The 26,340-nt window shown below is 52.4% G+C and carries 23 protein-coding genes; 17 read left to right on the top strand and 6 right to left on the bottom strand.

Annotation, left to right across the window (positions count from 1 at the left end):
* Positions 1-101 precede the first annotated feature (101 nt).
* The 4 genes from E1757_RS14740 (at position 102) to E1757_RS14755 (ending at position 3,597) form a co-directional block, all read left to right on the top strand.
* Positions 102-845, top strand: a complete 744-nt coding sequence (locus E1757_RS14740; RefSeq protein WP_133229331.1) for a DUF1906 domain-containing protein — start codon at positions 102-104, stop codon at positions 843-845.
* A gap of 332 nt (positions 846-1,177) precedes the next feature.
* Positions 1,178-2,359, top strand: coding sequence for an acyl-CoA dehydrogenase family protein (locus E1757_RS14745; RefSeq protein WP_133229333.1), 1,182 nt, complete (start codon positions 1,178-1,180; stop codon positions 2,357-2,359).
* Positions 2,360-2,636: 277 nt separating this feature from the next.
* On the top strand, positions 2,637-3,134 hold the full coding sequence (locus E1757_RS14750) for a CBO0543 family protein (RefSeq protein ID WP_133229335.1): 498 nt from the start codon (positions 2,637-2,639) through the stop codon (positions 3,132-3,134).
* Positions 3,118-3,597, top strand: a complete 480-nt coding sequence (locus E1757_RS14755) for a CBO0543 family protein (RefSeq protein WP_133229337.1) — start codon at positions 3,118-3,120, stop codon at positions 3,595-3,597. Before E1757_RS14750 ends, E1757_RS14755 begins: the two co-directional genes overlap by 17 nt.
* A 31-nt stretch (positions 3,598-3,628) precedes the next feature.
* Here E1757_RS14755 and E1757_RS14760 read toward each other — a convergent pair whose 3' ends face one another.
* Entirely contained in the window at positions 3,629-5,281 is a 1,653-nt protein-coding gene (locus tag E1757_RS14760; RefSeq protein ID WP_133229339.1) for a stalk domain-containing protein, read from the bottom strand.
* A gap of 310 nt (positions 5,282-5,591) precedes the next feature.
* On the opposite strand from E1757_RS14760, the gene add reads away from it, so the two are divergent.
* The 5 genes from add to E1757_RS14780 all read left to right on the top strand — a co-directional run bounded on the left by add (position 5,592) and on the right by E1757_RS14780 (position 10,647).
* Positions 5,592-6,707 carry an adenosine deaminase gene (add, locus tag E1757_RS14765; protein ID WP_246079205.1) on the top strand — a complete coding sequence of 372 codons (1,116 nt, stop codon included), beginning with the start codon at positions 5,592-5,594 and terminating at the stop codon, positions 6,705-6,707.
* 114 nt (positions 6,708-6,821) lie between these two features.
* Positions 6,822-7,187, top strand: a complete 366-nt coding sequence (locus tag E1757_RS36210) for a DMT family transporter (protein WP_220446504.1) — start codon at positions 6,822-6,824, stop codon at positions 7,185-7,187.
* Positions 7,093-7,761, top strand: a complete 669-nt coding sequence (locus tag E1757_RS36215; RefSeq protein ID WP_425464843.1) for a DMT family transporter — start codon at positions 7,093-7,095, stop codon at positions 7,759-7,761. The genes E1757_RS36210 and E1757_RS36215 overlap by 95 nt, the downstream gene beginning before the upstream one ends.
* Before the next feature lie 148 nt (positions 7,762-7,909).
* On the top strand, positions 7,910-9,373 hold the full coding sequence (locus tag E1757_RS14775; protein ID WP_133229341.1) for an HD-GYP domain-containing protein: 1,464 nt from the start codon (positions 7,910-7,912) through the stop codon (positions 9,371-9,373).
* A 164-nt stretch (positions 9,374-9,537) separates the two neighbouring features.
* Entirely contained in the window at positions 9,538-10,647 is a 1,110-nt protein-coding gene (locus E1757_RS14780) for a type I phosphomannose isomerase catalytic subunit (protein WP_133229343.1), read from the top strand.
* Positions 10,648-10,880: 233 nt separating this feature from the next.
* Here E1757_RS14780 and E1757_RS14785 read toward each other — a convergent pair whose 3' ends face one another.
* Entirely contained in the window at positions 10,881-12,314 is a 1,434-nt protein-coding gene (locus E1757_RS14785) for an S-layer homology domain-containing protein (RefSeq protein ID WP_133229345.1), read from the bottom strand.
* A 311-nt stretch (positions 12,315-12,625) separates the two neighbouring features.
* Between E1757_RS14785 and E1757_RS14790 the strand changes: the two genes are divergently transcribed.
* Entirely contained in the window at positions 12,626-16,501 is a 3,876-nt protein-coding gene (locus E1757_RS14790; protein WP_246079217.1) for an S-layer homology domain-containing protein, read from the top strand.
* 206 nt (positions 16,502-16,707) lie between these two features.
* Here the strand turns inward: E1757_RS14790 and E1757_RS14795 are convergent, their stop codons facing one another.
* Complete coding sequence (locus E1757_RS14795; RefSeq protein ID WP_165972125.1) at positions 16,708-17,730, bottom strand: LacI family DNA-binding transcriptional regulator; 1,023 nt, start codon at positions 17,728-17,730, stop codon at positions 16,708-16,710.
* A 493-nt stretch (positions 17,731-18,223) separates the two neighbouring features.
* On the opposite strand from E1757_RS14795, the gene E1757_RS14800 reads away from it, so the two are divergent.
* From E1757_RS14800 to mgrA, 7 genes are all read left to right on the top strand, one after another.
* Complete coding sequence (locus E1757_RS14800) at positions 18,224-19,549, top strand: ABC transporter substrate-binding protein (protein ID WP_133229351.1); 1,326 nt, start codon at positions 18,224-18,226, stop codon at positions 19,547-19,549.
* A 22-nt stretch (positions 19,550-19,571) separates the two neighbouring features.
* A complete protein-coding gene (locus E1757_RS14805; protein WP_133229353.1) occupies positions 19,572-20,483 on the top strand; it encodes a carbohydrate ABC transporter permease in 912 nt (303 codons plus the stop codon).
* Positions 20,484-20,502: 19 nt separating this feature from the next.
* Complete coding sequence (locus tag E1757_RS14810; protein WP_246079206.1) at positions 20,503-21,336, top strand: carbohydrate ABC transporter permease; 834 nt, start codon at positions 20,503-20,505, stop codon at positions 21,334-21,336.
* A 25-nt stretch (positions 21,337-21,361) separates the two neighbouring features.
* A complete protein-coding gene (locus E1757_RS14815) occupies positions 21,362-22,423 on the top strand; it encodes an ADP-ribosylglycohydrolase family protein (protein WP_133229355.1) in 1,062 nt (353 codons plus the stop codon).
* A 241-nt stretch (positions 22,424-22,664) separates the two neighbouring features.
* Positions 22,665-22,865 (top strand): cold-shock protein, encoded by a 201-nt coding sequence (locus E1757_RS14820; RefSeq protein WP_133229357.1) that lies wholly within the window; start codon positions 22,665-22,667, stop codon positions 22,863-22,865.
* 185 nt (positions 22,866-23,050) lie between these two features.
* The gene (locus tag E1757_RS14825; RefSeq protein ID WP_133229359.1) at positions 23,051-23,470 is read left to right on the top strand and encodes an HIT family protein; all 420 of its coding nucleotides are present in this window, start codon (positions 23,051-23,053) and stop codon (positions 23,468-23,470) included.
* A gap of 58 nt (positions 23,471-23,528) precedes the next feature.
* Positions 23,529-24,521, top strand: coding sequence for an L-glyceraldehyde 3-phosphate reductase (mgrA, locus tag E1757_RS14830; protein WP_133229361.1), 993 nt, complete (start codon positions 23,529-23,531; stop codon positions 24,519-24,521).
* 35 nt (positions 24,522-24,556) lie between these two features.
* Here mgrA and E1757_RS14835 read toward each other — a convergent pair whose 3' ends face one another.
* From E1757_RS14835 to E1757_RS14845, 3 genes are all read right to left on the bottom strand, one after another.
* Positions 24,557-25,306, bottom strand: coding sequence for a YwmB family TATA-box binding protein (locus E1757_RS14835; RefSeq protein ID WP_133229363.1), 750 nt, complete (start codon positions 25,304-25,306; stop codon positions 24,557-24,559).
* Positions 25,307-25,475: 169 nt separating this feature from the next.
* Positions 25,476-25,676: a cold-shock protein gene (locus tag E1757_RS14840; protein WP_133229365.1), complete on the bottom strand. Its 201-nt coding sequence runs from the start codon at positions 25,674-25,676 to the stop codon at positions 25,476-25,478.
* Positions 25,677-25,874: 198 nt separating this feature from the next.
* Entirely contained in the window at positions 25,875-26,075 is a 201-nt protein-coding gene (locus E1757_RS14845; RefSeq protein ID WP_133229367.1) for a cold-shock protein, read from the bottom strand.
* Between the last annotated feature and the right edge of the window lie 265 nt (positions 26,076-26,340).

The following is a 26,340-nucleotide window of genomic DNA, read 5'->3' on the forward strand; positions in this document are numbered from 1 at the left end:
GGTCCAATTCATACAATGAAAGCAGCAACAGGAAGCGAGTGTTGAGGGATGAGCCGGATGGATGGCCTTTCCCATTTTGAAAACGGAAAGGAGAAATGATGATGGCTAAAGGCTTTGATTGTGCAACGCCGCTAACGCCGCAGAAGGCCAAGCAGTTTCGCGCCGACGTATATGAATTCGTCTGCCGTTACCTGGTACCTAGCGGAACGAAGCGTCTGACGTCCGACGAGGCTGCTGCGATCAGCCAAGCTCTTCTCCATATTGTCTCCGTATTTGAAACAACCGCGGACCGGGCTCTGGGCGGGCGCACGGCCGGACTTGCCGATGGGGCCACCGCCCTGAAGACGGCGGTGCAGCTGGGACAGCCGACGGGCAGCGCCATTTATTTTGCCGTCGATTTCAATGCGACGCCAGGGCAGATGCCGACGGTCATCGAGTATATCCGCGCGGCCAGCGAAGCGACGCCGAATTATTTGACGGGCGTCTACGGCTCCTATGCGGTCATTGAGGCCGTCAGCGCAGCCGGCGCCTGCTCACGCTTCTGGCAGACCTATGCTTGGAGCGGCGGTCGGAAATCGTCAGCAGCCAACCTGTATCAATATAAAAATAACATCAGTGTCAACGGGATTTTGATCGATCTGGACGAATCGTACGGAAATGAAGGCTGGTGGAGCTTGAGCAGCGGAGGAGGTGACGATATCATGCTGGATCCCGGTGTAGCGCAGACGATTATCAATACGTGGATCTCCCCCTCGTGGTATAAGACGGAAGATCAGGAGCAGAAAGATTATCTTCACTGGCTGGCGAACGAGCTACGCAAAGCTTCAGGACTGCCGTTGGAGTAATGAAATCGCATACCGTCGTTTCGGCTCTCGTTCCGGGAGCTTGGAAACGGCGTTTTTTTGCGCTCCAAGCCGGCTTTTCGTCAGGCGCCGCTTGGTCGGCGAGGTCGGTCTGGGTTTGTTTTTACCGCGGATAAAAGCGCCTTGTTGCAGGAAAATATAGGCTGCCGGTAACGGAGGCTATGCTATAATACTTGTGGTGATATGATGAAGCAATTGAAAATAAAAGGCGGACCCGACCAGGGGACGGTGATCTGCATTTCGTTGCCCGACCGTCCGAATGTGCCTGCATGACGATCCTAAAATGTTTATCCTAAGTAAAGGGGAATTTGCCGATGGCATCGAGTATTGCGGCGGATCGGTTTATCCGCAACGACAAGGAGGCGGAGATCGCGTCCCGTTCCGAACGATTGGCTGCGGTATTCGCCGAACGTGCGGCCAAGCATGACGAAGAGGGAACGTTTCCGTTTGAAAATTTTGCCGATTTGCGGCAGGACGGCTATCTGAAGCTGACCGTACCGAAGCGATATGGCGGCGAGGAGGCATCGCTGTATGAGCTGGTGCTTGCCCAGGAAAGGCTGGCCCGCGGAGACGGCTCGACGGCTCTCGCCGTAGGCTGGCATATCGGACTGATGTTGCAATACCGGTACACGCACCCTTGGCCGGAAGCGCTATATGCTTCGTTTTGCCGGGAAGTTGTGCGCGACGGGGCGATGATCAACGCATTTGCAAGCGAGCGGGCGACAGGAAGCCCGAGCCGGGGCGGCAGGCCGGAGACGATCGCGGTCAAGACCGACGGAGGCTGGTTAATCAGCGGGCGTAAAACGTTCAGTACGCTGAGCCCGATACTTAAGCACTTTACCGTATCGGCGGCGATAGCGGGAGGAGACGAGACCGGCGACTTCTTCGTTCGCAAAGGGCCGGGCGTCAGAGTGGAGGAGACATGGAGCACGATCGGTATGCGGGCGACTGGAAGCCATGATCTCATATTGGAGCGGGTTTTCGTGCCTGACGGGGAGCTCATTAGCCGTTCCGGACCGGATTTTCCGCCGCGGAAGGCGGACGACGGCGGCGGATGGCTGCTGCACATTCCTGCCTGCTATATCGGCATTGCCTGGGCGGCCCGCGATTTCGCGGTCCGATTTGCCCGCCAATACAGGCCGAACAGCCTGCCGGGGCCGATTTCCGAGCTGCCGCACATCCAGCAAAAAATCGGCCAAATGGAGGCCGACCTGATTACGGCGCGCACGCTGCTGTACGCGGTGGCCGATCGGTGGGATAGCCGTCCGGAAGGACGCATCGGACTGAAGCCTGAGCTCGGCTTGGCCAAATATATCGCGACCAACCATGCGATTGGCATCGTCGACCAGGCGATGCGCATCGTCGGCGGCGCGAGCCTGTCCCGTACGCTCCCTCTGGAGCGGATGTACCGCGATGTCCGCGCCGGCCTGCACAATCCGCCGATGGACGATGCCGTACTGCGCGGCTTGGCGCTTAGAGCGCTCGCTGAGGAATAGCGGTTGCCGGGCGTTCCCGCGAGTTGGCCGGATCATGCCGGCGGCCCGGGACGTGTTGTCGCAACAGCCACGGCACAGCCGGTTTGGCCGAAGAGCGTTTACGGCTTGCGTGCCTTGTGCCTTGGTTAAGGCTATTTACTGCGATGACGAATGCCATGCAAAAAGACTTCCGTTCCTTGTCTAGAGCAGGGACGGAAGTCTTTTTTCTTGCCGGATAGGTACGGGAATATTGGGACCAAAGTATGCAAAACCTATATCCCAATCGAGGTGATTTCTGGTGACGGTGGATTGGGTCTGGTACAGCTTATCCTGTTTGGTCATAATCATTCTGTTTTGGCGTTTCGTCGATTGGCGCCGGTCCCGCAGAATTTGGATCGGTCTGTTTGCGATGCAGACGATTACATGGGGTGTCGGTCTTACTCTCGTGGAGTTGCATTGGATAGAGTTTCCCGTGCGCGTGTTTCCGGACGCAACCCGGCAAAATTTTATTGCCGCTTATTTTATTTACCCATGCTTATTTGTTTTATACGATCAATGTTATCCGCGCGGAGGGCGACTCAAGCAATGGATATATACGGCGGCCTATGCGGCCGCTTCCAGCGGCTGGGAGTATGTGATGTCGACCAGCACTCATATTTTGAAGTATCATCATTGGAATCCTCTGTGCCGATTTGTTCTCGCTGCCGTGTCATTACTGCTCTGCAGATGGTTGGTTATTTGGATGTTCAAGAGACAATATCCGGTCAGGAGTGCGGAACATGGAGGATATGAATAAAATACTGGAAGCTGCCGTATGGGTGTTCGGCGCGCTGCTGATTGTGCTGCTGGTGCCTAGGAGCAATTACAGGGAAGCCTGCATCAGCTTTTTGTTTATTCAGGTGCCTACGTGGGTGCTGGGATTGGTTGCCGTTCAGCTCGGACTTCTTCAATATCCGAGCCGGTTTCTTGCGTATGCCTCGGGCACCAGCTTTACATACGAATTTTTTGCGCTGCCGGTCGTTAGCGCTATATATAATTTGTATTATCCTTCCGGCAAAAAGCCGGCCTGGAGAGTCGGCTACATCTTCATCTTTGCAGGCTCCCTGACCGGAGCGGAGATGATCATTGAAAAGTATACGGACCTTGTCGAATATATTCATTGGCACTGGTCGATTAGTTTGATCTCCGTCACGGTCACGCTGCAATGTTCTCAATGGTTTTACAGCTGGTTTCTAAAGGGGCGCGCCCGGATTATTTAAGTTGAATAGCTGTTTTATTATTTCTGTCGTCTCAATACGTAATCTTTACAGTCCGGGTAGCGTCGACAAAGTCCACCCTGGCGCCGAGCACCTCGGCCAGCAGCCGGACAGGCACCATCGTATTTTCCCCGATCAGCTTCGCGGGAGTGTCCGTCTTCCGAAGCTCCCCGTTGATGTTAACCTCATTTTTCGTTGTATACAGCGTAACTTTCAAGCTGCCTTTCGTATAGAGGGCGGCACGCTCTTTTTCGTCCCATTCGACCGTTGCGCCCAAAGCTGCGGCCAGATCGCGGATATATAAATAGGAGAAGCCGTCAACGATCACGGGAGTTCGCTTCATCGGAAAGCTGATCCCGTCAATCTGGTAGCTGCTGTCGTCAAGACCGAAGCTGGCCGTCCGCTGGATGGGCACGGTTGAAACGAAATACTTCTTGTAAGCGGCAGAGTCCTTATGCAGCTTGGAGGTGCCGACCTTCGGCGCGGGCTCCGTCGTGAAATCCCATTCTTTAACCTCCGTTGTCGAGCTGCCGTCGCTTTTGGTCACCTGCAGGTTCAGCTTTACATGATAGCTGGCATCCGCCTCCAGCGGCTTTCGCGACATCACGATGACCGCGTGGGACAGATTGGGATCGTTATCGGGCGAATTGACCCAAGTATCGACGGGCCGCCCCTTGCCGTCCAGCAGTTCGGCCCCAAGCAATTTGATCTTCTCTACGGAAGAGCCGTAATATTGGGCCATAATCGGGTAGCCGACCGGGAATTTTCCGTCTGCATGGATACCCAGCGGGTCGGGAGTTTCGTTGCCGTTGAAGGCGGTAGGCACATGACGGTCGCCGGCGGCAGGCGAAACGACGAGCTGCGGCTCAGGGTCGGGTTGAAGGCCGAATTCCAGAATCGTATAATCGCGGACCTTGCCGATTCCGATTTCTTGAATATACGGGTTCAAAAACGGGTTCCGGTGATAAGGCGCATCGAATAAAGCGTCGATCGCCTCGCTGCTCGTGCCGGAAAAATATGCGGCGTCTTCTCCTACGGCCGATGTGTAGCCGAAATAAGCGGCTCGCTCTAACGGTGTTACACCGACAAATCCACTCTTTCCCGCCTCCTGGGTATGAAGGCTTTCCGTGCTCGTATCGCTTTGCTTCACTTTATTGATATCCAGGTAACGGGCATGGGCGGCCGCGCTGGCGTTTAACTGCTCATTCAGCTTGACGGAAGGCAGCCCATGAAGGATGCGGTAATCGTTAATCGCGGCAAGCGTGTCCAGTTGATCGGGACCGACGGACGGATATTGCTTGATCGCATCCTGGGCTACGGTGAAGCTCCACGATTTCTCCAACGGCTGGTAACCCGGAAATTTCAACGAAATTTTTACAAGATTGAGGCCGGGAGCCAAATCTCGGGTCGGAGTATAAGTGAAGGTTCCTTTCGCTTTGTCGTATACGGCCGGTACGCTTTCCCCGTTCACATACATCGCATAGGAAGTCGGTATATCGGCAGTATCGCTTTTGAAATAAAACGTAATCGTCGGCTTCGTAACACCGACTGTTTGTTTGGGGACACCCTCATAGCTATATGAAAACGCGTTGGCCTGCTGCGCCGGAAAGGCGAGACTGACACACCAGATCAATAGCGTCAGCGAAAGTGCTGCCATATAGCCGCGCAGCTTTCGGGACGGATTCATGTTTCGATCTCCTCCTTGAATAAGTTAGGCTAGCCTTGACTGCCGCCTTGTTCAAGTCGTTCGGCGGCATCACTATATTTCGGCAAGTACAGCCTGAATTCCTCTGAGAAAATGTTCCCAATAGTGGCGGAACATTGTCGAATAACCGATGGATGGCCGCGCATATTGCTCATTATGTCGAGAAATGTAATTCCAGAATCGCGTTTTTATGTAATATATATGTAACTTTACGTATAGAAAATCAATAATCGGGCTCAAAATCAATATTACATTGTCATTTATATTGACATTCACATAACATGAGTGTAAAGTGAATTCCAATTATCATCTGCAGGATCGGGGATTTATTGATGCGGCTGCGATAGCCGCCGACTATGAAGGAGGGGATTTCATGAACGCCCGGGAATTGGAGACAGCTGTGCGAAAAATGCCGAAGGTCGATCTTCACCTTCATTTGGACGGATGTGTGAAGCCGGGAACTATTGTGGCGCTTGCGTCAGAGCAGCGCATAACGCTGCCGGCTTCCGGCAAGGAGAAGCTGCTGTCGTACATGCAGGTCGACGCGCATTGCGACAGCCTCCGCCACTATTTGCAAAAGTTTGACTTTACGCTTCGATTCCTGCAAACGGCCGGCGCACTGCGGCGGATTGCCCGCGAAGCTGTGGAACAATCGGCCGAGCATCATTGCCGTTATATCGAGGTCCGATTTGCTCCGCAGCTTCACCGGAGAGGCGGGCTCACCGTGGATGAGGCGATACATTGGGCGCTTGAAGGCTTGAAGGAAGGCGAAAGCCGGTTCGGCGTGAAAGCCCGGCTGATCGCGATTTGCATGAGGCATCATTCGGAGGCGGACAACCGGGAGGTCATTGAAGCGGCGGCACGATTCCGCGACAAAGGAGTTGTTGCCGTCGATCTCGCCGGCGATGAAGCGTCGTATCCGGCCGAGCGCTTCCGCGGTACGTTTGCGCTGGCGCAAAAGCTGGGCGTTCCCGTTACGATTCATGCCGGAGAAGCGGCGGGCCCCGACAATGTATATGAAGCGATCACACGGCTCGGTGCCGTTCGTATCGGTCATGGCGTAAGAGTGCAGGAGGATCCTTCCGTTATGGAGCTGGTCAGGCAGCGAAATATCCCGCTGGAGCTTTGTCCGGTCAGCAATATTCAGACGAAGGCGGTACAGGATTGGCCGTCGTATCCGATCCGCCGCTATTTCGACCAGGGCTTGCTGCTCACGATCAATACCGACAATCCGACGGTATCCGGCACAACCATTACTGCGGAGTATATGGCCATCGCGGAAAAATTCGGCTTTACGCTGTCCGAGCTCGTCAGGCTCGTGATGAACGGCGTAGAGGCGGCTTTCCTGGAGGAGTCGGAGAAGCGGTCATTGCGACTGGAAATGGAGCGGCTGTTCCTCGAAATATAACAGCGTCGTAAAGCCCGGTTCCTTTTATTTTCCCGGAAGGCGTGGTATGATGAATTTTTGTATGACTCGGCAGTATAATCCGTCATAAGTTCATGTTGGCTGGGAGTGCATCATGTGGTCAAGTCAGAAAAAATCATTTACATCATACTAGCTTTGGTTGTCGTTTCATGGGGCTTGAATATTGTGATGGTAAAATATTTGACCGCCTTTATTCCGCCGATGCTGGTGGCCGCCATAAGGATGCCGCTGGCCGGCATCGCGCTGCTTCCGTTCGTTTTTAAAAAATACGGCTTGTACAAGCCAAACGCGAAGGAATGGCTGCTGCTTGGCTTGATCGGGGCGATGTCGATTTTTTTTTCACCAATTGTTTTTGGCATACGGGGTGGTGACTACTTCGGCGACGAATGCTTCCCTCATACTCGGATTAAACCCGCTGACGACCGCCTTGCTGGCGTCCGTTTTTGTCGGAGAGAAGCTTAATTTGAAGTTGGGGATCGGCATTTTGATCGGTTTTGCGGGAGTCGTACTGGTCGTAACGTCCAAATCGGCCGGAGCGTCCGTCGTGGCTTCGGGCTGGGGCGATATGATTATGCTCCTGTCGATGCTTGCTTATGTCATCGGCGGTCTGCTGATTAAGAAGCTATCCGCTTTTCCGATCCCTACCCTTGTCGTAACGGCGTATTCGACCATCATCGGAGGCGTGATGCTGAATGCCGCAACGATCGTTATGATGGGACCTTCCTCCTATACGGACGTTCATGTTACGGCTTTGGCCTGGATCATTATGCTGCTGTCCGCGTGGGGCGCATCGTCGCTCGGCACTTTGGGCTGGAATCACGGAATCAAGCGTCTCGGCGCCAATCGTACGGCTATGTTTATTAATGCAATGCCATTTGCCAGTATGGTTGGCGGCATATTGTTTCTGAACGAAAGGATCGGTTGGATTCATGCTGCGGCATTCGTCATGACTACGCTCGGCATCGTGGTGGGTATGATGAAAACGGGGGATCGCGGACGGCTGCCGCTCAAGACGGCGAAATCGGCCCAGTCCTAATTCCGGTATCAAGCTTTCGCCGGCTTGCTGCAAAATGAATAAAAATACGTTCGTTTTCTGCGGTCGTCATTTGTGGTACACTGGAGTCAATTGGGGCTAATGACCCATGTCGCTCTTAGGTCTCGTCGGATAAAAGGAGGCAGTACCCATGAGTTTCGGCCGTGTCGCAGGTCCGGCGGCAGCCATTATGGCCCCGTTCCTTTTGTTTTTTTATTTGAAAGCGCATCCTCGGATCGACATACTGTTCGTCGCGCCAAGCGGCCACTTTTATATCGTCAGCTCCGTTGCGCTCTTATCGACCGTTATTGCGATTGCGGTCGGCATAGCCGGGGGCCGCGTCAGAAACGTCAAGGTAAGCTTCTTGTCGTTGGCGTTTATTTCTTTGGCCGAGGTATTTGCGGTTCACGGTCTGTCGACGCCCAACTTTCTTATTCATGCGTCCCATCTGCCGGGCGTCGCTTCGCAGCTAAGCATTTTATTGGCCAGCTTTTGGCTGTGGATGTCCTCCTTATCGTCCGATTCGCAGTTAACCTTGTGGTTTTCGCGCGGGAAGGGCGGCCTTATCCCATTCTGGACCGTCGCTCTCGGACTGATCGGCCTCGCAGGGCTGCTGTTCCCTCATATGCTCGACCTCATTCCATTGGATCGCGATCCGCTGAAATGGGTTGCTACGGGCCTGATCGTTACCCTTAATGCAATGACGATGTTCCGCTATTTTCAATCTTACCGGTATTCGCGATTTCCGCTTCAATCGTCAATTTTTTACAGCTGCGGGTGGCTGGTTGTCGCTCAGTTCATTATGGTGCTGGGTGAAACCTGGAAGCTTAGCTGGTGGACGTACCATTTTTTACTGCTGGCCTCGATGGTAGTCATGCTGGCCGGTTTATTCAAGCAATATGCGGCGTCCCGTTCGCTAAGCATGGCCGTCCGAATGCTGTTTACGAATGATCCGATCGAGCGGATTACCGACTGCCTTTCCCCCGGGGTGAAGGCGTTAATACTCGCCACGGAAGCGAAGGATACATATACGGCCGGGCATAATTTGCGGGTAACGCTGTATGCGTTAAGGCTCGGGGAAGAAATGCAGCTGACGCCGGAGCAGCTGCGGGCGCTGTCGCAAGGAACGATTATTCATGATGTCGGGAAAATCGATATCCCCGATGCGGTATTGAACAAGCCGGGACGGCTGACGCCGGAAGAGCGGCTTATCATCGAGCAGCATCCGGTCAAGGGCTATGACATGTGCAGGTCGCTGGGCTTCATGAAGGAGGAGCTTGCCATTATCCGCTCCCATCACGAGAAGTGGGATGGTACCGGTTATCCCGACCGGCTTCGCGGAGAGCAGATCCCACTGCTGGCCCGAATTGTTGCCGTCGCAGACGTATATGACGCGTTAACGTCAACCCGGTCCTACCGTAAAGCATGGACGCACCGCGATGCCATCCAGTTTCTTGCCGGGCATAAAGGGACGCATTTTGATGAGGTCTGCGTGGACGCCTGGATTCGGATATGCGAGCGGGACCCGCAAGTCTATGAATATCCGCTCCATCTTATAAGCGATAAGAAGAGCTATCATTCGCCGCAGACGGATCAGGACGCTATCGTCTCGTAATCGGCTGTATAACCTGTGACAAAACACTCCCGCCGCGGAGTTTTTTTTCTGGCTATTTGCTGCGGATAACCGTTATAATTTTCAGCATAGCTGAACGAATCCGGCTTTTAACCGACAGGACTTGGGTCCGATCGTTGAAATCATATGAAAGCGAGTGAAGCGTGATGAGTCGAGCAGATCGCTCTTTATCCGGCAAGCCGTTCAAACTGCTGAAAAACCGAGTTTGGCGGACATATTCCGGCGGCAAGTTTCTGGAGCAATGGCAGGGAGCGCAGCAGGCGGAGGATACCAGTTTTCCGGAGGAGTGGGTCGCCTCCACGGTCATAGCCAAAAACGTCGGCAGGGAGCATATACAGGAAGGGCTTAGCCTGGTCGCTTTGGATAATGGACAAACCGCCCCGCTGCTCGATCTTATTGCATCCGATCCCGAAGCTTATCTGGGAAAAGCCCACACGGATCGGTACGGTGCGCAGACGGCGGTGCTGGTCAAGGTGCTGGATGCGTCCGAGCGCTTGACCATTCAGGTGCATCCGGATCGGGCGTTCGCAGCGGACGTGTTTCAATCGCAATTCGGCAAAACCGAAGCCTGGTATGTGTTGGGCGGAAGAGCGATCGATGGCGAGGAGCCGTATGTGCTGTTCGGATTTAAATCGGGCGTAACGAAAGAACGATGGCGGGAGCTGTTCGTCCGACAGGATATCGCGGGAATGATCGATGCGCTTCACCGCATTCCCGTGCGGGAAGGGGACGTATTTCTGGTTGAAGGCGGTATTCCGCATGCGATCGGCAGCGGCTGCTTTTTGATCGAGATTCAGGAACCGACCGATCTTACGCTGCGGGTTGAGCGGACGACGCCTAAAGGCAACGCGGTGCCGGATTTGGCCTGCCATCAGGGCATCGGCTTCGAGCGGATGCTCGACTGCTTCCACTACGGGACGCATTCGATCGAAGAAGCCCGCGGCAGATGGCAGAAGACGCCGGTTCTGCTCCTGGAATGCGAGGGAGGCAAGCAGTTCGAGCTGATCGGCAAAGACAGTACGGACCGGTTCCGCATGCATACCATTGAGGTGACGGGCCGGCTGCCTATGGAGGCTGGCGGCAGCTTCGGCATCGCAATTGTCATTTCCGGGTCGGGAACCGTTGCATGGTCGGGCGGGGAGATGGAGATCGGCCAGTCGGACGAAGTGTTCATCCCTGCCGGAGCCGATGCGCTGGCTTGGAGCAGCAAGGGTGCCGGGCCGTTGAAGGTTGTATTATGTTACCCGCCGGCGTGACGAGTGCCCTTAAGTCTGGAATATTGCCCCAAAATTGGCGAAAACCGCCGATTCCGCTGGCGAGCGGGATTGACGGTTTTTTGGGTGTTTAGGAAAGTCAGTATATTTCCGTGTATAATTGGTGGCTCCCCCAAGAGTGAGGTCAGGAGTTGTTTGCACTCTTGGCGAAACCCGGTGGGTACGGGTAAGCGGAAGTCGCTACAGAGCTTTGCTTCACTTTTGGGGACTTAGTTTTAATTTGCCGCGGGCAATGGGGAATTCGCCGGGGCAGGGTTATCCTTGCTCAGTCTGACGGACAAGACGACGGAACCGCCTTTTTTCAACGGATTCGTGTCGCGCAGCTGCGTCCGCAGTCCGACCTCCTGCAGGCCGCTTACATTCAACGTCATCGGGAACGATTCCTGCTTCATCAACGTGCTGTTGCCGTCCTCGATGACATACAGGTCGACAAAATCGGTTTTGTCCTGGCTGACCAGCTCGATGGTCAAAAAGTTATAATCCATTGGCTTGACGGCAGTTTCGATCTCCCCGCTTTTGCGGATATTTTTCGTAATGGTTCCCGCATTAGCGGCAGTGCCCTGCGTTTTAAAATAATCGCGGACATTTGATGCGCTCTGTCCCCAGCCTGAGCCCGATCCAGAAGAGCCGCCCTCGGGTCCGTTGCCGGAGTTCCAGTTTGACCCTCCGGAGCCCCAGTTCGACCCTCCGGAACCCCAGCTTGAGCCGGTCCCCGCTCCTCCCGACCCGGACGATCCCCCGGTTCCCATAGCGGCCTGATCCAGATCAATGGTCGAATAATCGGCCAGCCAGAAGTTTTTCTTCAAATAATTGTAAATACGGTTCAAAATCGTTACGGCTTCCGCCCGCGTCACTTTATCCAACGGACGGAAGTAGCCTTCATTGGTTGCCGTCATAATGCCGGAAGAATGCAGGCTGGCAAGTACGCTGGCCTGGGCGTTGGAGAAGCCGTCCGTGCCGAACTGGCAGTCGGCTATCCCTGTCCCCATAAAGAGCGATGGGAGGACGCCGTTGCTGGTCGAAATTTGCGCATTGGCCGAATCGAGACGGCCGTCGGCATGAACCGCGCTATTATACTCGTCGTCGGTTTTAAATATTTTATAGGGAATATCCTTGAAGCCTGAGACGACGGAGCATACGTCATTCGGCGAGAGCCGGCGGTCGATCATCCGCGTGTCAAAAAACGAATACAGCATATTCGCCAGCTGCAGCCGGTTCAACTGCGTGTCGGGACGGAACGTAAGCTGGCCGTTCGAGCTTAATCCGTACACGCCCCATTGGAACGAAGTGTCAAAAAGCTCCGAGATTTGCTTATACGCCCAATGGTCCTGCGGCACATCCGCAAAGCCGTTTATTTTGGAAATACCCTGTGCATACAAATTGGGCCGATACGTATCGAACAGCTGGTACATCATTTTCGTCCATTCCGCTTTGCTGATCGGATTGCCGGGCCGGAAAGTCCCGTCCGGATAGCCGCTCAAAATCTGCCTCTCCGCCATCAGATTAATGGAACCGATCGACCAGCTGTCTTTTTGCGGGTTCACATCGCTGAACGTGACGGCCGCGCGGGCCGCTGATCCCGGAACCATCCAGACTGCCGCCAACAAAACAAGGACCCCTTTTTTGATCGTGCTGCGAATCTTGCTCATCTCAACAACCTCCAATCTCCCTTTTTATATCGGTCAAATGACGAAAAATGTTTACACGATACGCAAAACTTGCCGGAACTGGCCGCCATTTCAGTCAAAAAAATGCATTTTTCGGGTCAATCCGATTATTTTCCCGATAAAGATAAAATTTTTTGGCTGCAATACCGATATAAACGTTATGGTGAAATGCAGAAAAACGATCATGTTTTGGGGAAGTGTGAATAGGCGGTGATTTTAATTAAGTGATGGTTCGATGCAACGCTGGATGAAGTTGAAAATTGATGAATTAAGGAGCGATACCATTGACACCAATGAAAAAAATAATAAATTACATGCTGCTGTTCGCGCTGTTGTTTTCCTTTATACCGGCACCCTACGCCGCTGCAGCTCCGGCTCCGCCGTGCTTGGATACGGACACTTCCGTTGTCAGCTGTCCTCCGCTGGTGCCCAACTATTTTTTCCCGGATGACGGGGAATTAAAGGGAACGGCCAATATGAAGATTTCAACTCCCGAGTCGGCTGATAACCTAAGCCGCAGCACCGCCAAAATTATGAACTCCGGCAAAATATCGATCGGCGGTACGTTTCAACAGGTAGCGGGCTCGACGATTACGCTGAAGGTGGAGCAGCTCATCCGAACTGGTGACGCTTGGGTCGCACAGCCTAACAGAAGCTCCGTCACAACAGTCGGCGCGGTCAATCTGCGCTTCCAGGTCAGCGATGTCGAGCTGTTCCAGGGCTACAACCGTCTGACGTTTACGGGATCGCAGGGGTCGTCAACGAAAACAGACGTGTTCTATGTTCTCTACGATTCGGCGCCATTGATTAAAAAGATGCAGATCAATTCCAACGGCGAGCTGCTTGATTTGAATGAAGGCGCGAGTCTGGTACTGACGAGAAGCGTGGCATATATTCAAGGTACCCTTGAAAATGCAACGAATTTGACGATCAACGGGGAGAAAGCTTCCGTTCTGGATAACGGCCAATTTTACGGACCGGCGATGAACCTGAAGGCCGGCTTGAACAAATTCGAAATTACGCTATCCAACAACACCGACTCGGTTACGGTGAAGCGGCAAGCGTACTATTACGATAAGGATCACCCTTTTACGAATGTCGAGGTCACGCAGGATGGCGTTAAACAGAGCTTGATCGGCGCAGTGCCTACGTTTACGGGATCGTCCGATATAGCGACGCTGGATCTTGAATTTCTGGCTCCTTACGATACGAAGTCGTATAACGGGGCGAGCCTCGTCATCAACGCCGGTACGCCGTATTCGATTACCGGTGCTACGGAAACGGTTATTACCAACTCGTACGGCGCTCCTGCCTACAGATTGGTTAAAGTAAACGTTCCCGATACGGCGTATCCATTGCAAAAGGATTCGTCGTCGGTGCTTTTGCCAGGCCAACCGGTGAACATTGCGATCAACTTTACTCCGTCGACAGGCGGTACGCCATGGACGGTTATCGACAAGTTTGAGTTCAAGCTCGCTGCCGGCCAAAAGCTGGTCAGGGGCGCGCGTCTGCTGCCGAGCTATGACGGCGTCTCCGCAATTGACAATAATACGCCAAGCATGCCGTTAAACGGAGCGGAAGTGAAGACGGACAGCTTCTATATTGTGGTGGATGCGACGCAGGATTTGGCGGCCGGAGAGCTTAAGGCGGCTTTGCAGCCTGTAGGCGCGCCGATAACCGTAGGCGAGGTCATTGATCCTGCCACGAGTGCGATCAGGAAAGTGGTTGGAACGACTAACAATAACGGACAAGTGTTTAAAATTTCCGGTGTGCCGGAAGGCGCCCAAACGATCGCCTTTTCGGTCGGCGCGAACCCGCCTTCCTATACGGCGAGAGTAACTTATGTATCGAAGCTGTACGTGGAGCTTGACAACTTGTACGACGGGCAGGTCGTTGAAATCGATTCTTCGGTGACCTCGAATAAGATCGTATTGAGCGGCCGGTATATCGGCTTCGGCAGCGATACAAGGGTTAAAGACGAGAATTTGTACGTCAATAACGTCAATAAAACGCCATCGCCATTTGCAACTTATGACCCGACCACCAATGAGTACAATATCAACTCGATGGATTTGAACATCACGCCGTCCGGCCCGCTGTTTATCGGCGAAAACCGGATTAAGATCACAGTGAATTATACCGATGGCGGGACGACGATTTTACGGAATTATGTGAAGGAAGTCAAATTTTATATCGTCGATAAAAATTTGCCGGCGGTTATCGATATCAGGCCGTTGACACCGCCGAAGTCGACAAGGGCGCCGCTGACGGATCCGGTTCGCGCCAACTATTTGCCGCCTTCACCGGAGCTGCAGCTGATCAACGGCGCGTACGTTACGACGCTTGATAAATTCGACTTGTTTATCGAAGGCTCGGGGGCTGACGATGTGACGGTCCGCGAGGGCGCGACCGAGATTTTCAAAATGAACCCGTCCTCAACCGTGCCTGCGCCTAACGCTTATTATTCCAGAGCCGATTTTGACGGAAGCCGCAACGGGTTCAAGATTCGTCTTGACGACGTACTGATTCCGGCCGGTACGCACACGTACACGATCGTGTTTACGAATAATACGAACGGTGCGACGGCTACCGCGACCTTAACGGTACAAAGCCAGAACGTTCCGTACCGCATCCTTTCGCCGGTTGCGAATACGGGCAGCAAAATTATTGTGAACAAAAACTTCGTATTGTTTGATATCGAAGCGGCCGGTGCGAAGGACGTGCAAATTAACGGGAACTCGGCCAATAAGCGCACCGACTTTACGGACCGATTCGTATACACGTTAACAGGGCTTAAACCGGATACGGATAATAAAATTAATGTCGTTATTAAGGGTGCGAGCGCGGATGTGAAGGAAACGATCACAGTCACCTATATGTCCAACCCGGATAAGGGTACGATGTTTATGGAGCCGATGGGCGACAAGCATAACGTATTCAACAAAGCGATACAGCTCACTTTCCCGAAAAACAACGCGCTTCGCCGCAAGTTTGACGGCAAGATCGAGCCGAAGGTCAATTTGTTGTTCGGCATCGCCGATCCCGAGAACGGCAACACCGAGCTCGTCAACGATTACAATCAGGTCGTCGGAACGGATATCGACTCGAGAACGCCGAATACGCCGACACAGTCGCGAATACCGATCGACAGCTCGCTATCCAGCAAATTCGACCCTGATCTGACGAGACATTTTATTCGCGTATCCGATTATTACTGGATATCGGCGGGGATGGGCGAGGCGTCCAAAGTCGGCGCTTCCGACTATAAAGAAGTGACGGGCGGATTGGCGCCGTACTCCACCGAAGGCACCTTCACGCGTTACGACGACCGGAGAAAAGTAGTTCCCAGCGAGCGCGGCGTGCTTACGTTGAAGTACGACGACAGCGTAGTTACGACGGCCGCGGCGGAAGTTACCGTGTTCCTGCTCGATTCGAAAGGCGAATGGAAGAATATCGGCGGTAAAGTCGATGCCAAAGCCAAAACCGTCACCGTGCCGTTCGACGAATTCGGCTATTATATGGTAGCCAAACTGAAATACGGCTATAACGATATTTCCAATCACGGATGGGCACGCGACATTTTACAGGCGCTTCTATCCAAAGGCTATATGCCGGCTTTATCCGGAAACGAGTTTGGGGCTGACGACGATATAACCCGCGGCGAGTTTGCAGGTCTCATCGTTCGTTCGCTCGGTATGAGAATCAACTCGGACGATAACAACACGTTCGGCGATATTTTGCCGGGCAGCAACTCGGCGGCGTGGCGTTACGAGGAGATCGAAACGGCGGCACGCGCCGGAATTATTCAAGGCTTCGACGGCCAAATCTTCGGCGCCGACAGACCGTTGACACGCGAGCAGGCGGCGGTTATGCTGTCGCGGGCGATGAGCCTCACGCTGCCGATGAACGACGACAAGCTGAAGGCGAAGATTGAGAAAGCATTCGCGGACAGCGCTAAAATGGACGTATACGCGCTGCCGTCGATCGATGCGATGAATTCCGCCAAGGTTATGGTAGGCAGCCCGGTCATTTCGCCGATTCCTACCCAGAACAAGCCGCTGATCAACTTCGATCCGAAAAATAAAATGACGAGAGCGCAAGCGGCTCAAATCGCGGTGCGGCTGCTGCAAAAATATGTAAAAGGCAGCCTGCCGGCTAACTTGTCCTAATCGCTGAACGTAACAATCAAGAGGCAGCCCCGGGGTCATGAAATTGACTTGGGGCTGCCTCTTTTTTTGTTTCGAAATGATGCACAGCAAACAGCCCGACTCTGCCTTGCGGCGCAAGGAGAGGTTGGGCTGCCGCTGCAACAGCCCTTCAAGCGGTATCGCTTCAAAGGCTTGCAGTATGTGGGGAGGAACAGCGGCTGTCGCGTTTAAGCTTTTTTCGTGCTGCCTCTGATGATCAGCTCAGGTTTCTGAATCAGCGCGGTCGGGGCGTTATCGCGGCCGTTGATGCGCTGCAGCAGCATATTGACGAGCGTATTGCCCTGCCATATCGTATCTTGTCCGACGGTAGTCAGGCTGGGCCGCGTATTGCGGAAAAAATCCGGATAACCGAACGCAATTAGCGATACGTCGTCAGGTATTTGAATCCCTTTATCGGTTAAAGCGTTTAATGCGGCAATCGACGTAACCTCGTTGGAGAGCAGCAGCGCACTTGGCGATTCGCGTAAAAATAAATCGTTAATAAAATTATAGCTGTTCTCCATATCGCCGGGCGTTCGCAATACCATCGATTCCTCGAATGGAATCCGGTATTCTTCGAGAGCTTTCTTGAAGCCGCTGATCCGCTGCAAATTGAAGGAAAGCACCTTGCCTTTAACGTCCCCGACAACAAGCTTGATGTGCCTGTGGCCCAGGTCGAGCAAATATTTGGCGGCGATGTAGCCCCCTTCAAAATCGTCGAACGTAACATAACAATCGCTGCGTTTCTCGGAATATCTCATGTTGAACACGTATGGGATGCCGGCATTGTCCAACACTTCGTGCAGCGGGTCGTCAATCGTAGCGCCGAGCACAATAAACCCGTCCACCGCATGCCGCATCAAAATATTATCGTACGATTTGTACTCGACACCGGCAGAGGTGATCAGCAGGATGTGATAGCCTTCGCTTTGCGCTTTTTCGGAAATCGCCTTAATGATAGCGGGATAGTTCGGGTTCATGATGACTTCGCTGATTTGCTGTTGAGATACGACCAGACCGAGGATATGGCTTTTCCCGGATTTTAAGGAACGGGCGGAATTGCTCGGGGTATACCCCAATACCCGAATCGCTTCAAGCACCTTATCTTTCGTTTTTGGGCTGACAAGGGGCGAATTGTTAATGACGCGTGAAACCGTAGATTTGGTTGTGTTCGCATATTTGGCGACGTCGATTATCGTAACTCGATTCAATAGTTCACCACCCCTATGTTTTGAAACCGTTCCCAATATGTCAATTATAAAGGGGTGGAATTGACAAATCAATTGCTTTTTACAAACAGGCTTTCACGACTTTTTTGAAAAAATAGTATTGACAATGCAATTTATTATTTATAAAATCGGAAATGTAATCGGTTTCTTGGTACCGTTCCCATCAATGTTTAATAATTAATATTTTATTATAATGCTGTATTTACATATAATCGACTTTAAATTACATAAATCGTGTTTATATTTATCGATTTTAATGGTACCGTTCCCATTAATGTCGAGATGAGGTCGCCATGATCCGCCATGCAGGACTTTGGGCCCGACTCGTGTGGAGAAAGTGTAAGCAATTATAACCCAAGCCAAACTTGGTGCTTATAGTACGTCTGCGTAACGGACGAAGGGCGGATAGAGGAGGGTCCGCGGAGAACTGGCACGTTATGCAGCACATTATCAAGATAATAAGGGAGGTTTACGAATGCATACAAAAGTATTCAAACGTACATGCATTATCTTGACTTCTTTATTCGCTTTAACCGCTTGCTCGCTTCCAGCCAATAAAGACAGCGCTTCACGGAACAAAGGCGAGGACCCGAAGTCCGGCGTTGCCGAAATTACGTTTTGGCATAATTGGTCCACAGGTCCGTCCGGCGATTCCATAACGAAATCGGTCGAAGCGTTCAACAAGTCTCATCCGAACATCAAGGTGAAGCCGGTATATGTAGCGACCGACGGCGGCGATTCGGTTACCTCCAAATTGCTGACCGCCGTTGCAGGAGGGAATCCGCCCGATGTCATGCTGGCAAGCCGCTACGGCGTTGCGGAATATATGGATGCGGTGACCCTGTTGAACGAGCGGGCCGAAAAGGACAAAATTACGGAATCGATGTTCTACAAATGGGCCTGGGACGAATCGATTTACGACGGGAAGCTGCTCGGCATTCCGTATGACGGAACGGCGAGAGCGCTTTTTTACAATAAAGACCACTTCAAGGAAGCGGGCCTGGACCCGGAAAAACCGCCGACTACGATTGCCGAATTGGAGGAAGCGGCCAAAAAATTGACCAAAAAAGAAGGCAATAAGTTTACCCGCTTCGGGTTGATTCCGTGGTACGGGGAAGGCTGGGTATATTCATGGGGCTGGGCGTTCGGCGGCTCGTTCCTGGACGGGAAGGCCGGCAAAGTGACGGCGAACGATCCCAATATTGTAAAAGCGCTTGAGTGGGAAACGAATTTTGCCAAGCAGTATGGCATTCAGGATGTGACAAGCTTCACGAGCTCAGCCGGCACGAATGCGACCAATCCGTTTATTACCGGACAGCTGTCGATGATGGTGAACGGCAACTGGATGATTTCCCAGATCGACCAGTACAACCCCAAGCTCAATTACGGAATCAGCTACATCCCGACGCCAACCGGCAAAGATTTCAACACGTTCGTGGGCGGCCGCGTGCTGATTATTCCGAAGGGCGTAAAAAACCAGGATGCTGCATGGGAGTTTATTAAATGGATGTGCACCAGCGAGGAAGGACAAAGCTTGAAGAAAATTACCGGCGAATTTGCCGCCATTCCGGCCATTAATAAAAAAATGTACGCCGATGACCGGAGACAGGATAAATTTTTGGAGGTGCTGCCTAACGGAAAAAACCGCCCTGTTGTGCTGGCTGGCAACATGATGTGGGATGAGCTGGCCAAAGCGCCTGACCTGGTCAATAACGGCAAGGGAACAGCCAAAGAAGTGCTCGATCAAATAACGAAAAAGGTCAATGACGAAATCGATAAGAAAAAAGCTCAGCAGAAATGACGAACGGGAGGAATGAAGCGGTATGTCGCCAAAGTCAGCGGTGAGCGGAAACATCGAAAGAAGCAGAGCTAAATACGCGTATCTGTTCATTGCCCCCTGGGTAGTCGGGCTGCTGTTATTTTACGCTTACCCCTTGCTCGGCTCCGTCTATTACAGTTTCACCAACTATAATATCGTCAGCGAAACGACCTGGGTCGGTCTCGCCAACTATCGCGATCTTTTGAAAGATCATCTGTTTTGGACCGGCATCAAGAACACCTTGATTTACGCTGCAATCGAAGTGCCGCTGAGCGTACTCATCGGTGTGCTGCTTGCGCTTCTGCTGAACGTGCCTATTCGGTGCCGCGGGTTATTCAGGACTGTGTTTTTCCTCCCTACTCTGGTCCCGATTGTCGCTACATCCATTGTGTGGGAATGGCTGCTGAATCCGCAGTTCGGCCTCGTCAATTCGAAGCTTGACCTGCTCGGCATCAAAGGACCGGGCTGGTTGGGCGACCCGCTCTGGTCGAAGCCGTCTCTCATTCTGATGTCCTTATGGGGAATCGGCAATGCAGTGATCATTTATTTGGCGGGGCTGCAGGATATTTCCAAAGATTATTACGAAGCCGCGGACATCGACGGCGCCAGCGCGTTGAAAAAAGCCCGGCACATTACGCTGCCTTTGTTGACGCCGGTTATCTTTTTCAACATGGTGATGGGCATTATTAACGCTTTGCAGGTGTTTACGCTGCCCTACGCGATCACGTACGGAACCGGGAAGCCGGCCGATTCGCTCCTGTTCTACAGCATGTATCTGTACAACAACGCATTCTTATATATGAAGATGGGCTATGCTTCGGCGATGGCATGGATCATGTTCGTCATCATTATAGCTATCACCTTGTGGGTGTTCAAGCTATCCAGCAAATGGGTTTATTACCAAGGGGACGATTGAAAAAGGAGGGGACGACGCTGTGAAGAAGTCGATTGTAGCTGTGCCTTCGCTGGTTGTTTATGCGCTGCTTCTCGTTTCCGGCTTTCTGTTCCTGCTCCCTTTCTTGTGGATGGTGTCCACCTCCTTGAAGCCGAGCACCCAATTGTTCGTGTATCCGCCTGTTTGGCTGCCGGAGCCGTTCGAATGGTCGAATTATTATAAGGCAGTGACGACCGTACCGTTTTTCGCTTATTTGCAAAATACGGTCATCGTCGCCTGCTGCGCTACTTTAGGGGTTGTCATCTCCTGCCCGTTGGCCGGGTACAGCTTTGCCAGATTGCAGTGGAGAGGCCGGGACACGCTATTCCTCGTCACGTTGGCCGTATTGATGGTGCCGAGCCAGGTCACGATGGTGTCCTTGTTCATCATATTTTCAAAGCTTAATTTGGTAGGGACGTTTTATCCGTTGATTTTGCCCAGCTTCTTTGGGGCTCCGTTCTTTATATTCCTTATGAGACAGTTTTTTAAGCAGCTGCCGAAAAGCCTGGAGGATGCGGCGAGAATCGACGGATGCTCCGAAATCCGGATTTATACGCGCGTTATGCTGCCCTTATGCCAGCCGGCGATATTGACGATTGCGTTGTTCCAGTTCATGCACTCGTGGAACGACTTCGTAGGCCCGCTCATTTATTTGAGCGATGAAAGACTGTATACGCTTCAGCTCGGCTTGCAGCAATTCAAGCAGGCCTACCATACGGAATGGAGCCAACTGATGGCCGCCTCCGTATTGGTCGCGGTTCCGATCATCGTGTTTTACTTTTTTGTCCAGAGGTCCTTTATCCAAGGGATTACCTTCGGGGGCATAAAAGGATAACGATAAAAAGGATGGAGGAAGTAACATGACAAAAGTAAGCTTGAGAGAAAAGATGTACGGGTGTCTGGTCGGCGCCCATGTGGGTTCCGCGATGGGAGCTGCGGTGGAAGGCTGGAGCTATCAGGAAATTGAAGAAAAGTACGGGACGCTGGAGCAGCTGCTTCCTTATCACCATTACAACAACGGCTGGATTCGCGAGCCCGGCACGACGGAAGACGGCATCGAAAGACAGAAGCTGATGATTACAGCCATTATTGAAAAGCAGGACAGAGTGGGCGCCGAGGATGTCAGACAAATTTGGCTTCGCGATATTAAACCGATTTCCGCGGGAAAAGTGTCGGAGCCGTTCGAGGCGACGCTGCTGGCTATGGCCAAGAGCGGAATTCCGGCGAGAGATCTCGGCAAATATTGCGATTACGCGGGCTTGAACAGCTTCTCCCGTTCATGCCATCCGATCGGCCTTATTAATGCGGGTGACGAGCAAGGGGCGGTGGCCGACGTTATGGAAGTCGGACAGTTATACCAAACCTCCAACAGCCGCGGTCTGAAATGGGCGTGCGTAACAGCTGTAGCCATTGCCGCGGCAGCCAAACCGAAGGCGACGGTCGATACGGTTCTCGGTTCGATATTCGACTATTGCGATAAAGATCAAGTGGTCAAGGAAATTGACAGGGAGCTGAAAAGAACGCAGTCCTGCCAAGATTTCCGCGAATTGCGCGCAGCTTTTGACAGCGTGTACAGCGGGTGCGGGATCCCTTACGCGTTCAGCTCGGCGAACGAAGTCGTAACGAAGGCGGTCTGCATTTTCCGGATGGTCGGCGGCAATTTGAAAGACGCCATGGTAGCCGCAGTCAACATGGGCCGGGATGTCGATTGCATCACGGCGGTTTCGTCGGGCATTTCCGGCGCATTAACCGGAGCGGACAGCGTCCCCAAGGAATGGATCGGGCAGACCGATTATGCGACAAGCATTAATGTGTACACCAATTCGCAGCGAACGATCCGGGAGCATGCGGACGGCTTGTACCAGGCTTATATTGCCAGATACGAAAAAATAAAGAAAGTTTACGAAGGAATGGCCATTTAAGGGAACGAATGCCCCGAGCGCGGTACATGGCTTGGGGCAATTTCATTATAGTAAAAAATTCCATTACGGTACGTTTGCTTTTTGGATGGAGGCGTGGTAAGATGAGTGTAATCAAATACGTGAGACCTGAATTCACATATTGTTAAGGGTTATCATTAGTTGATGGAACCTTTTACAATATGTGAATTTTTATTTTGACAATAAAAGGATCATGTTAAATTTAATTTTGGAGGTATGTAACATGCAAACAGGAACAGTAAAATGGTTTAACGCAGAGAAAGGCTTTGGCTTTATCGAAGTGGAAGGCGGCAACGATGTATTCGTTCACTTCAGCGCGATCACAGGCGAAGGCTTCAAAACTTTGGAAGAAGGCCAACGCGTTGAATTCAACGTGGTTCAAGGCAACCGCGGCCCTCAAGCCGAAAACGTTGTAAAACTGTAATTACTTGGAACAAAACACGAACTGCCCTTAACATCGGTTAAGGGCAGTTTTTTATTTGTCCGGCCATAGCTAACGATAAGGTAACTTATAGACAAAGCCCCGGCAGTTCATTAGTATGGTAATTGTAAGCCGTTACGGAAAATGACGGCATCCCCAATTTAAACCGCAGTCAGGAGAGAGAATCCATGTCCCAAGATTGTATTTACTGTGCAAAAGATGAAAGACAGGAAAAGCTGATGATTGAGATCGGCCAGCTTCGCGTGTCCACGTTGTTTTTGTTCCGCGAGCAGACGTACAGAGGCCGCTGCATCGTCGCGTTGAACGAGCATCAGACGGAGTTTTTCCATTTGTCCCAGGACAAGCAGGACGCTTATATGCGCGATGTAGCGCAGGTGGCGAAAGCGATCGAGCAGGCGTTTAATCCCGGCAAAATCAACTACGGCGCATTCGGCGATACCATGCCTCACGTTCATTTCCATATCGTGCCGAAATACAAGGACGGAGCGGCCTGGGGGAAAATGTTCGAGATGAACCCTGCGGAAAACAAGCAGCTCACGGATGAAGAATACGAAGAAATGATCGGCAAAATTAAACAGCACCTGTAAGTCGAGGCAAAACTCAATACGCTTACGAAGTAACTTTCCGTTAGGAGGAAAATAACCCATGGTCTATACGGCAAACAACCAAAGATACGAGACTATGAAGTACCGCCGCTGCGGCAGAAGCGGGCTGAAGCTTCCGGCGATTTCGCTCGGGCTGTGGCATAATTTCGGCGGCGTGGACGTGTATGAAAATGGACGGGCGATGCTGAGACGAGCTTTCGACCTCGGGATTACGCATTTTGATTTGGCGAACAATTACGGTCCGCCTCCCGGCAGCGCGGAGGAAATGTTCGGCAAGGTGCTTCAGAGCGACTTCGCTCCTTACCGCGATGAAATCATTATTTCGTCAAAAGCCGGCTACTACATGTGGCCGGGGCCTTACGGCGAATGGGGATCGAAGAAATATTTAATTTCAAGTCTGGATCAAAGCCTGAAGCGGATGAAGCTGGATTACGTCGATATTTTTTACCATCACCGTCCGGATCCGGATACGCCGCTGGAAGAGACGATGGGCGCGCTCGATTTGGCCGTTCGGCAAGGTAAGGCGCTCTATGTCGGGCTTTCCAATTATAATGCGGAGCAGACGAAAGCTGCTGTACGCATCTTGAAAGAGCTGGGGACCCCTTGCTTAATACATCAGCCGCGATATTCCATGCTCGACAGATGGGTTGAAAACGGATTGCTGGATGCGCTCGAAGAGGATGGCGTAGGAAGCATTGCATTTTCGCCGCTGGCCAAAGGCATGCTCACCGACCGTTACCTGCACGGCATTCCGAAAGATTCCCGCGCGGGTGGACAGAGCGTGTTTTTGAAGCCTGAGGATTTGACCGATGAAGTGATGAATAAAATTCGCAGTCTGACCGTCGTCGCGGAAAAACGGGGGCAAAAGCTGTCGCAGATGGCGTTGGCCTGGGTGCTGCGCGGCGGCGGGGTAACCTCTGCATTGATCGGCGCAAGCCGGATCAGCCAGATTGAAGATGCGGTAAACGCTCTGAACGGATTGGAATTCAGCGCGGACGAGCTGGCTGCCATTGAAGCGATCCTTAAAGCATAACGCCCGGTTAAATACATGACTATATAAACAAGAAGTTAATATTCAATCGAAATCGCAGGCGTGCCGATCGTCATCCGCGGCCGCTCCGTTTTCGAATCCCGATGAACCGCCGTTTGGAGGTTCATTTTTTGTTCGCCGCGGCCGGCCGTTTCGCGGATTTGCGGGGAATAATAGGAGACGCTCACACTGCCGGCGTCCTCATAACGTCCAATCTCCCGCACATGCAGCTGCCGGGCGAGCGGGGCTTGCAGCCACGATCCCGGAGCTTCGTAAGCTGTAGCCGGCGTTCCCTGGATCATCACATTCCAATAGGGGGTTATACCGATCGCCTCGAGCTCGCGGCTCAGCCGTTTTTGAACCTGCGCGATCCCGGCTGTATTGTGCCCGCCGGCGGCTTCCGCGCTTATGACAAGCTCGGTGGTGCCATCGGCAAACCCGATCCATAAAAGCGTCGTCCCGATTCCGTCCGCTTGGACGGCCGAAGCTTTATACAGCAGCTGTCCTTGAGCCGCAGATATTTCCGCCGGGCGGCTGCCGGAACGGTCCAGCTCCAGCTGTGCGCGAAGCTGCTTGCCGATCCGCTCGAAATCGGACGAATCCGTATAGCTGCGGTAGCTGCCGGTATGCTTGATGATGACCTTCCGGTCGGCGGCGAGAAGCTGGTCCGCCAAGGGCAGGAGCAGCTCGATATCGTTATTTGCAGCTGTGGCGTGCACTGCCCATAAGCCGCCGGCAATTCCGGCAGCAAGACATACCGCCACACCATATTCCAGCAACCGCTTCATCGCATTCAACCCCCGGCATCAAATCTATGAATCTATTAAAACAGCATTCACAGAATTGTGCGGATATATACCCGTACCGGAGAAACGTGTACATTTTCTGCAATGGCGACAACAGCGCCAACCGGATAGGTTGGCGCTGTTTGGGGAAGACCGCGCTCAAACGGCGCGATCAGGTTACTTTTTGGTGATTTAATAGCAAAGGCAGCATCTTCGTATGTTTAACCATCTCGGACTGGCAGAGCGGGCAGAGCGGGCTTTCCACAAGGGAGAAGTTTTCCCGCATCCAGCATGAACAGCCTTCATTACTGCACATCCAAACTGATGTTTGTTCTTCCTGAATCGGTTCCGTAGCTTTTTTAGAGAAGTACAAGACGAACCCTCCTTCGGTTTGTGCGGTGCGAATTCCAATATGGGGACGTTGGCGATGGTCAAGAGCCGGAAATCGATCGGCCCGGTCCTTGAATGGATGTCCGTGTTGGACGTGATGCGTAGCCTTTTATATATACGTTTGTAATTACTGAAAAAGAACTGCCCGGATGAGCAGTTCTCTTCCTCGGATGAAACTGAATTACAGTTTCACAACGTTTTCAGCCTGGGGTCCGCGATTGCCCTGGACCACGTCAAATTGCACGCGTTGTCCTTCATCAAGGGATTTGTAGCCTTCCCCTGTAATTGCGCTAAAATGAACGAATACATCTTTGCCGCCTTCGACTTCAATGAATCCGAATCCTTTTTCCGCGTTGAACCACTTGACTGTACCTGTTTCCATCTTCCTAAAAACCTCCAATAATTGTCTTCATTTGATTATGTATGAACAGCAAATTCACACATTAGAAAGAGTGCCCAAAAATCCGGAAGGATAACCCTTTCTAATCTCTAAATTCGTATTTCGGAGGTGTTAACCAAACCATACCACATTTTAGAAAATAGCACAATTAATTAGCAGCATTTGAAAATTCATCCGAACCTTTGTGCGGCCAGGGGACATCGGTATGCAGACGGCTTCGCGAACTCGATCCCGATGTAAAGGAGCG

Source organism: Paenibacillus piri (assembly GCF_004354045.1).
In the GTDB taxonomy this organism is placed as follows: Bacteria; Bacillota; Bacilli; order Paenibacillales; family NBRC-103111; genus Paenibacillus_S; species Paenibacillus_S piri.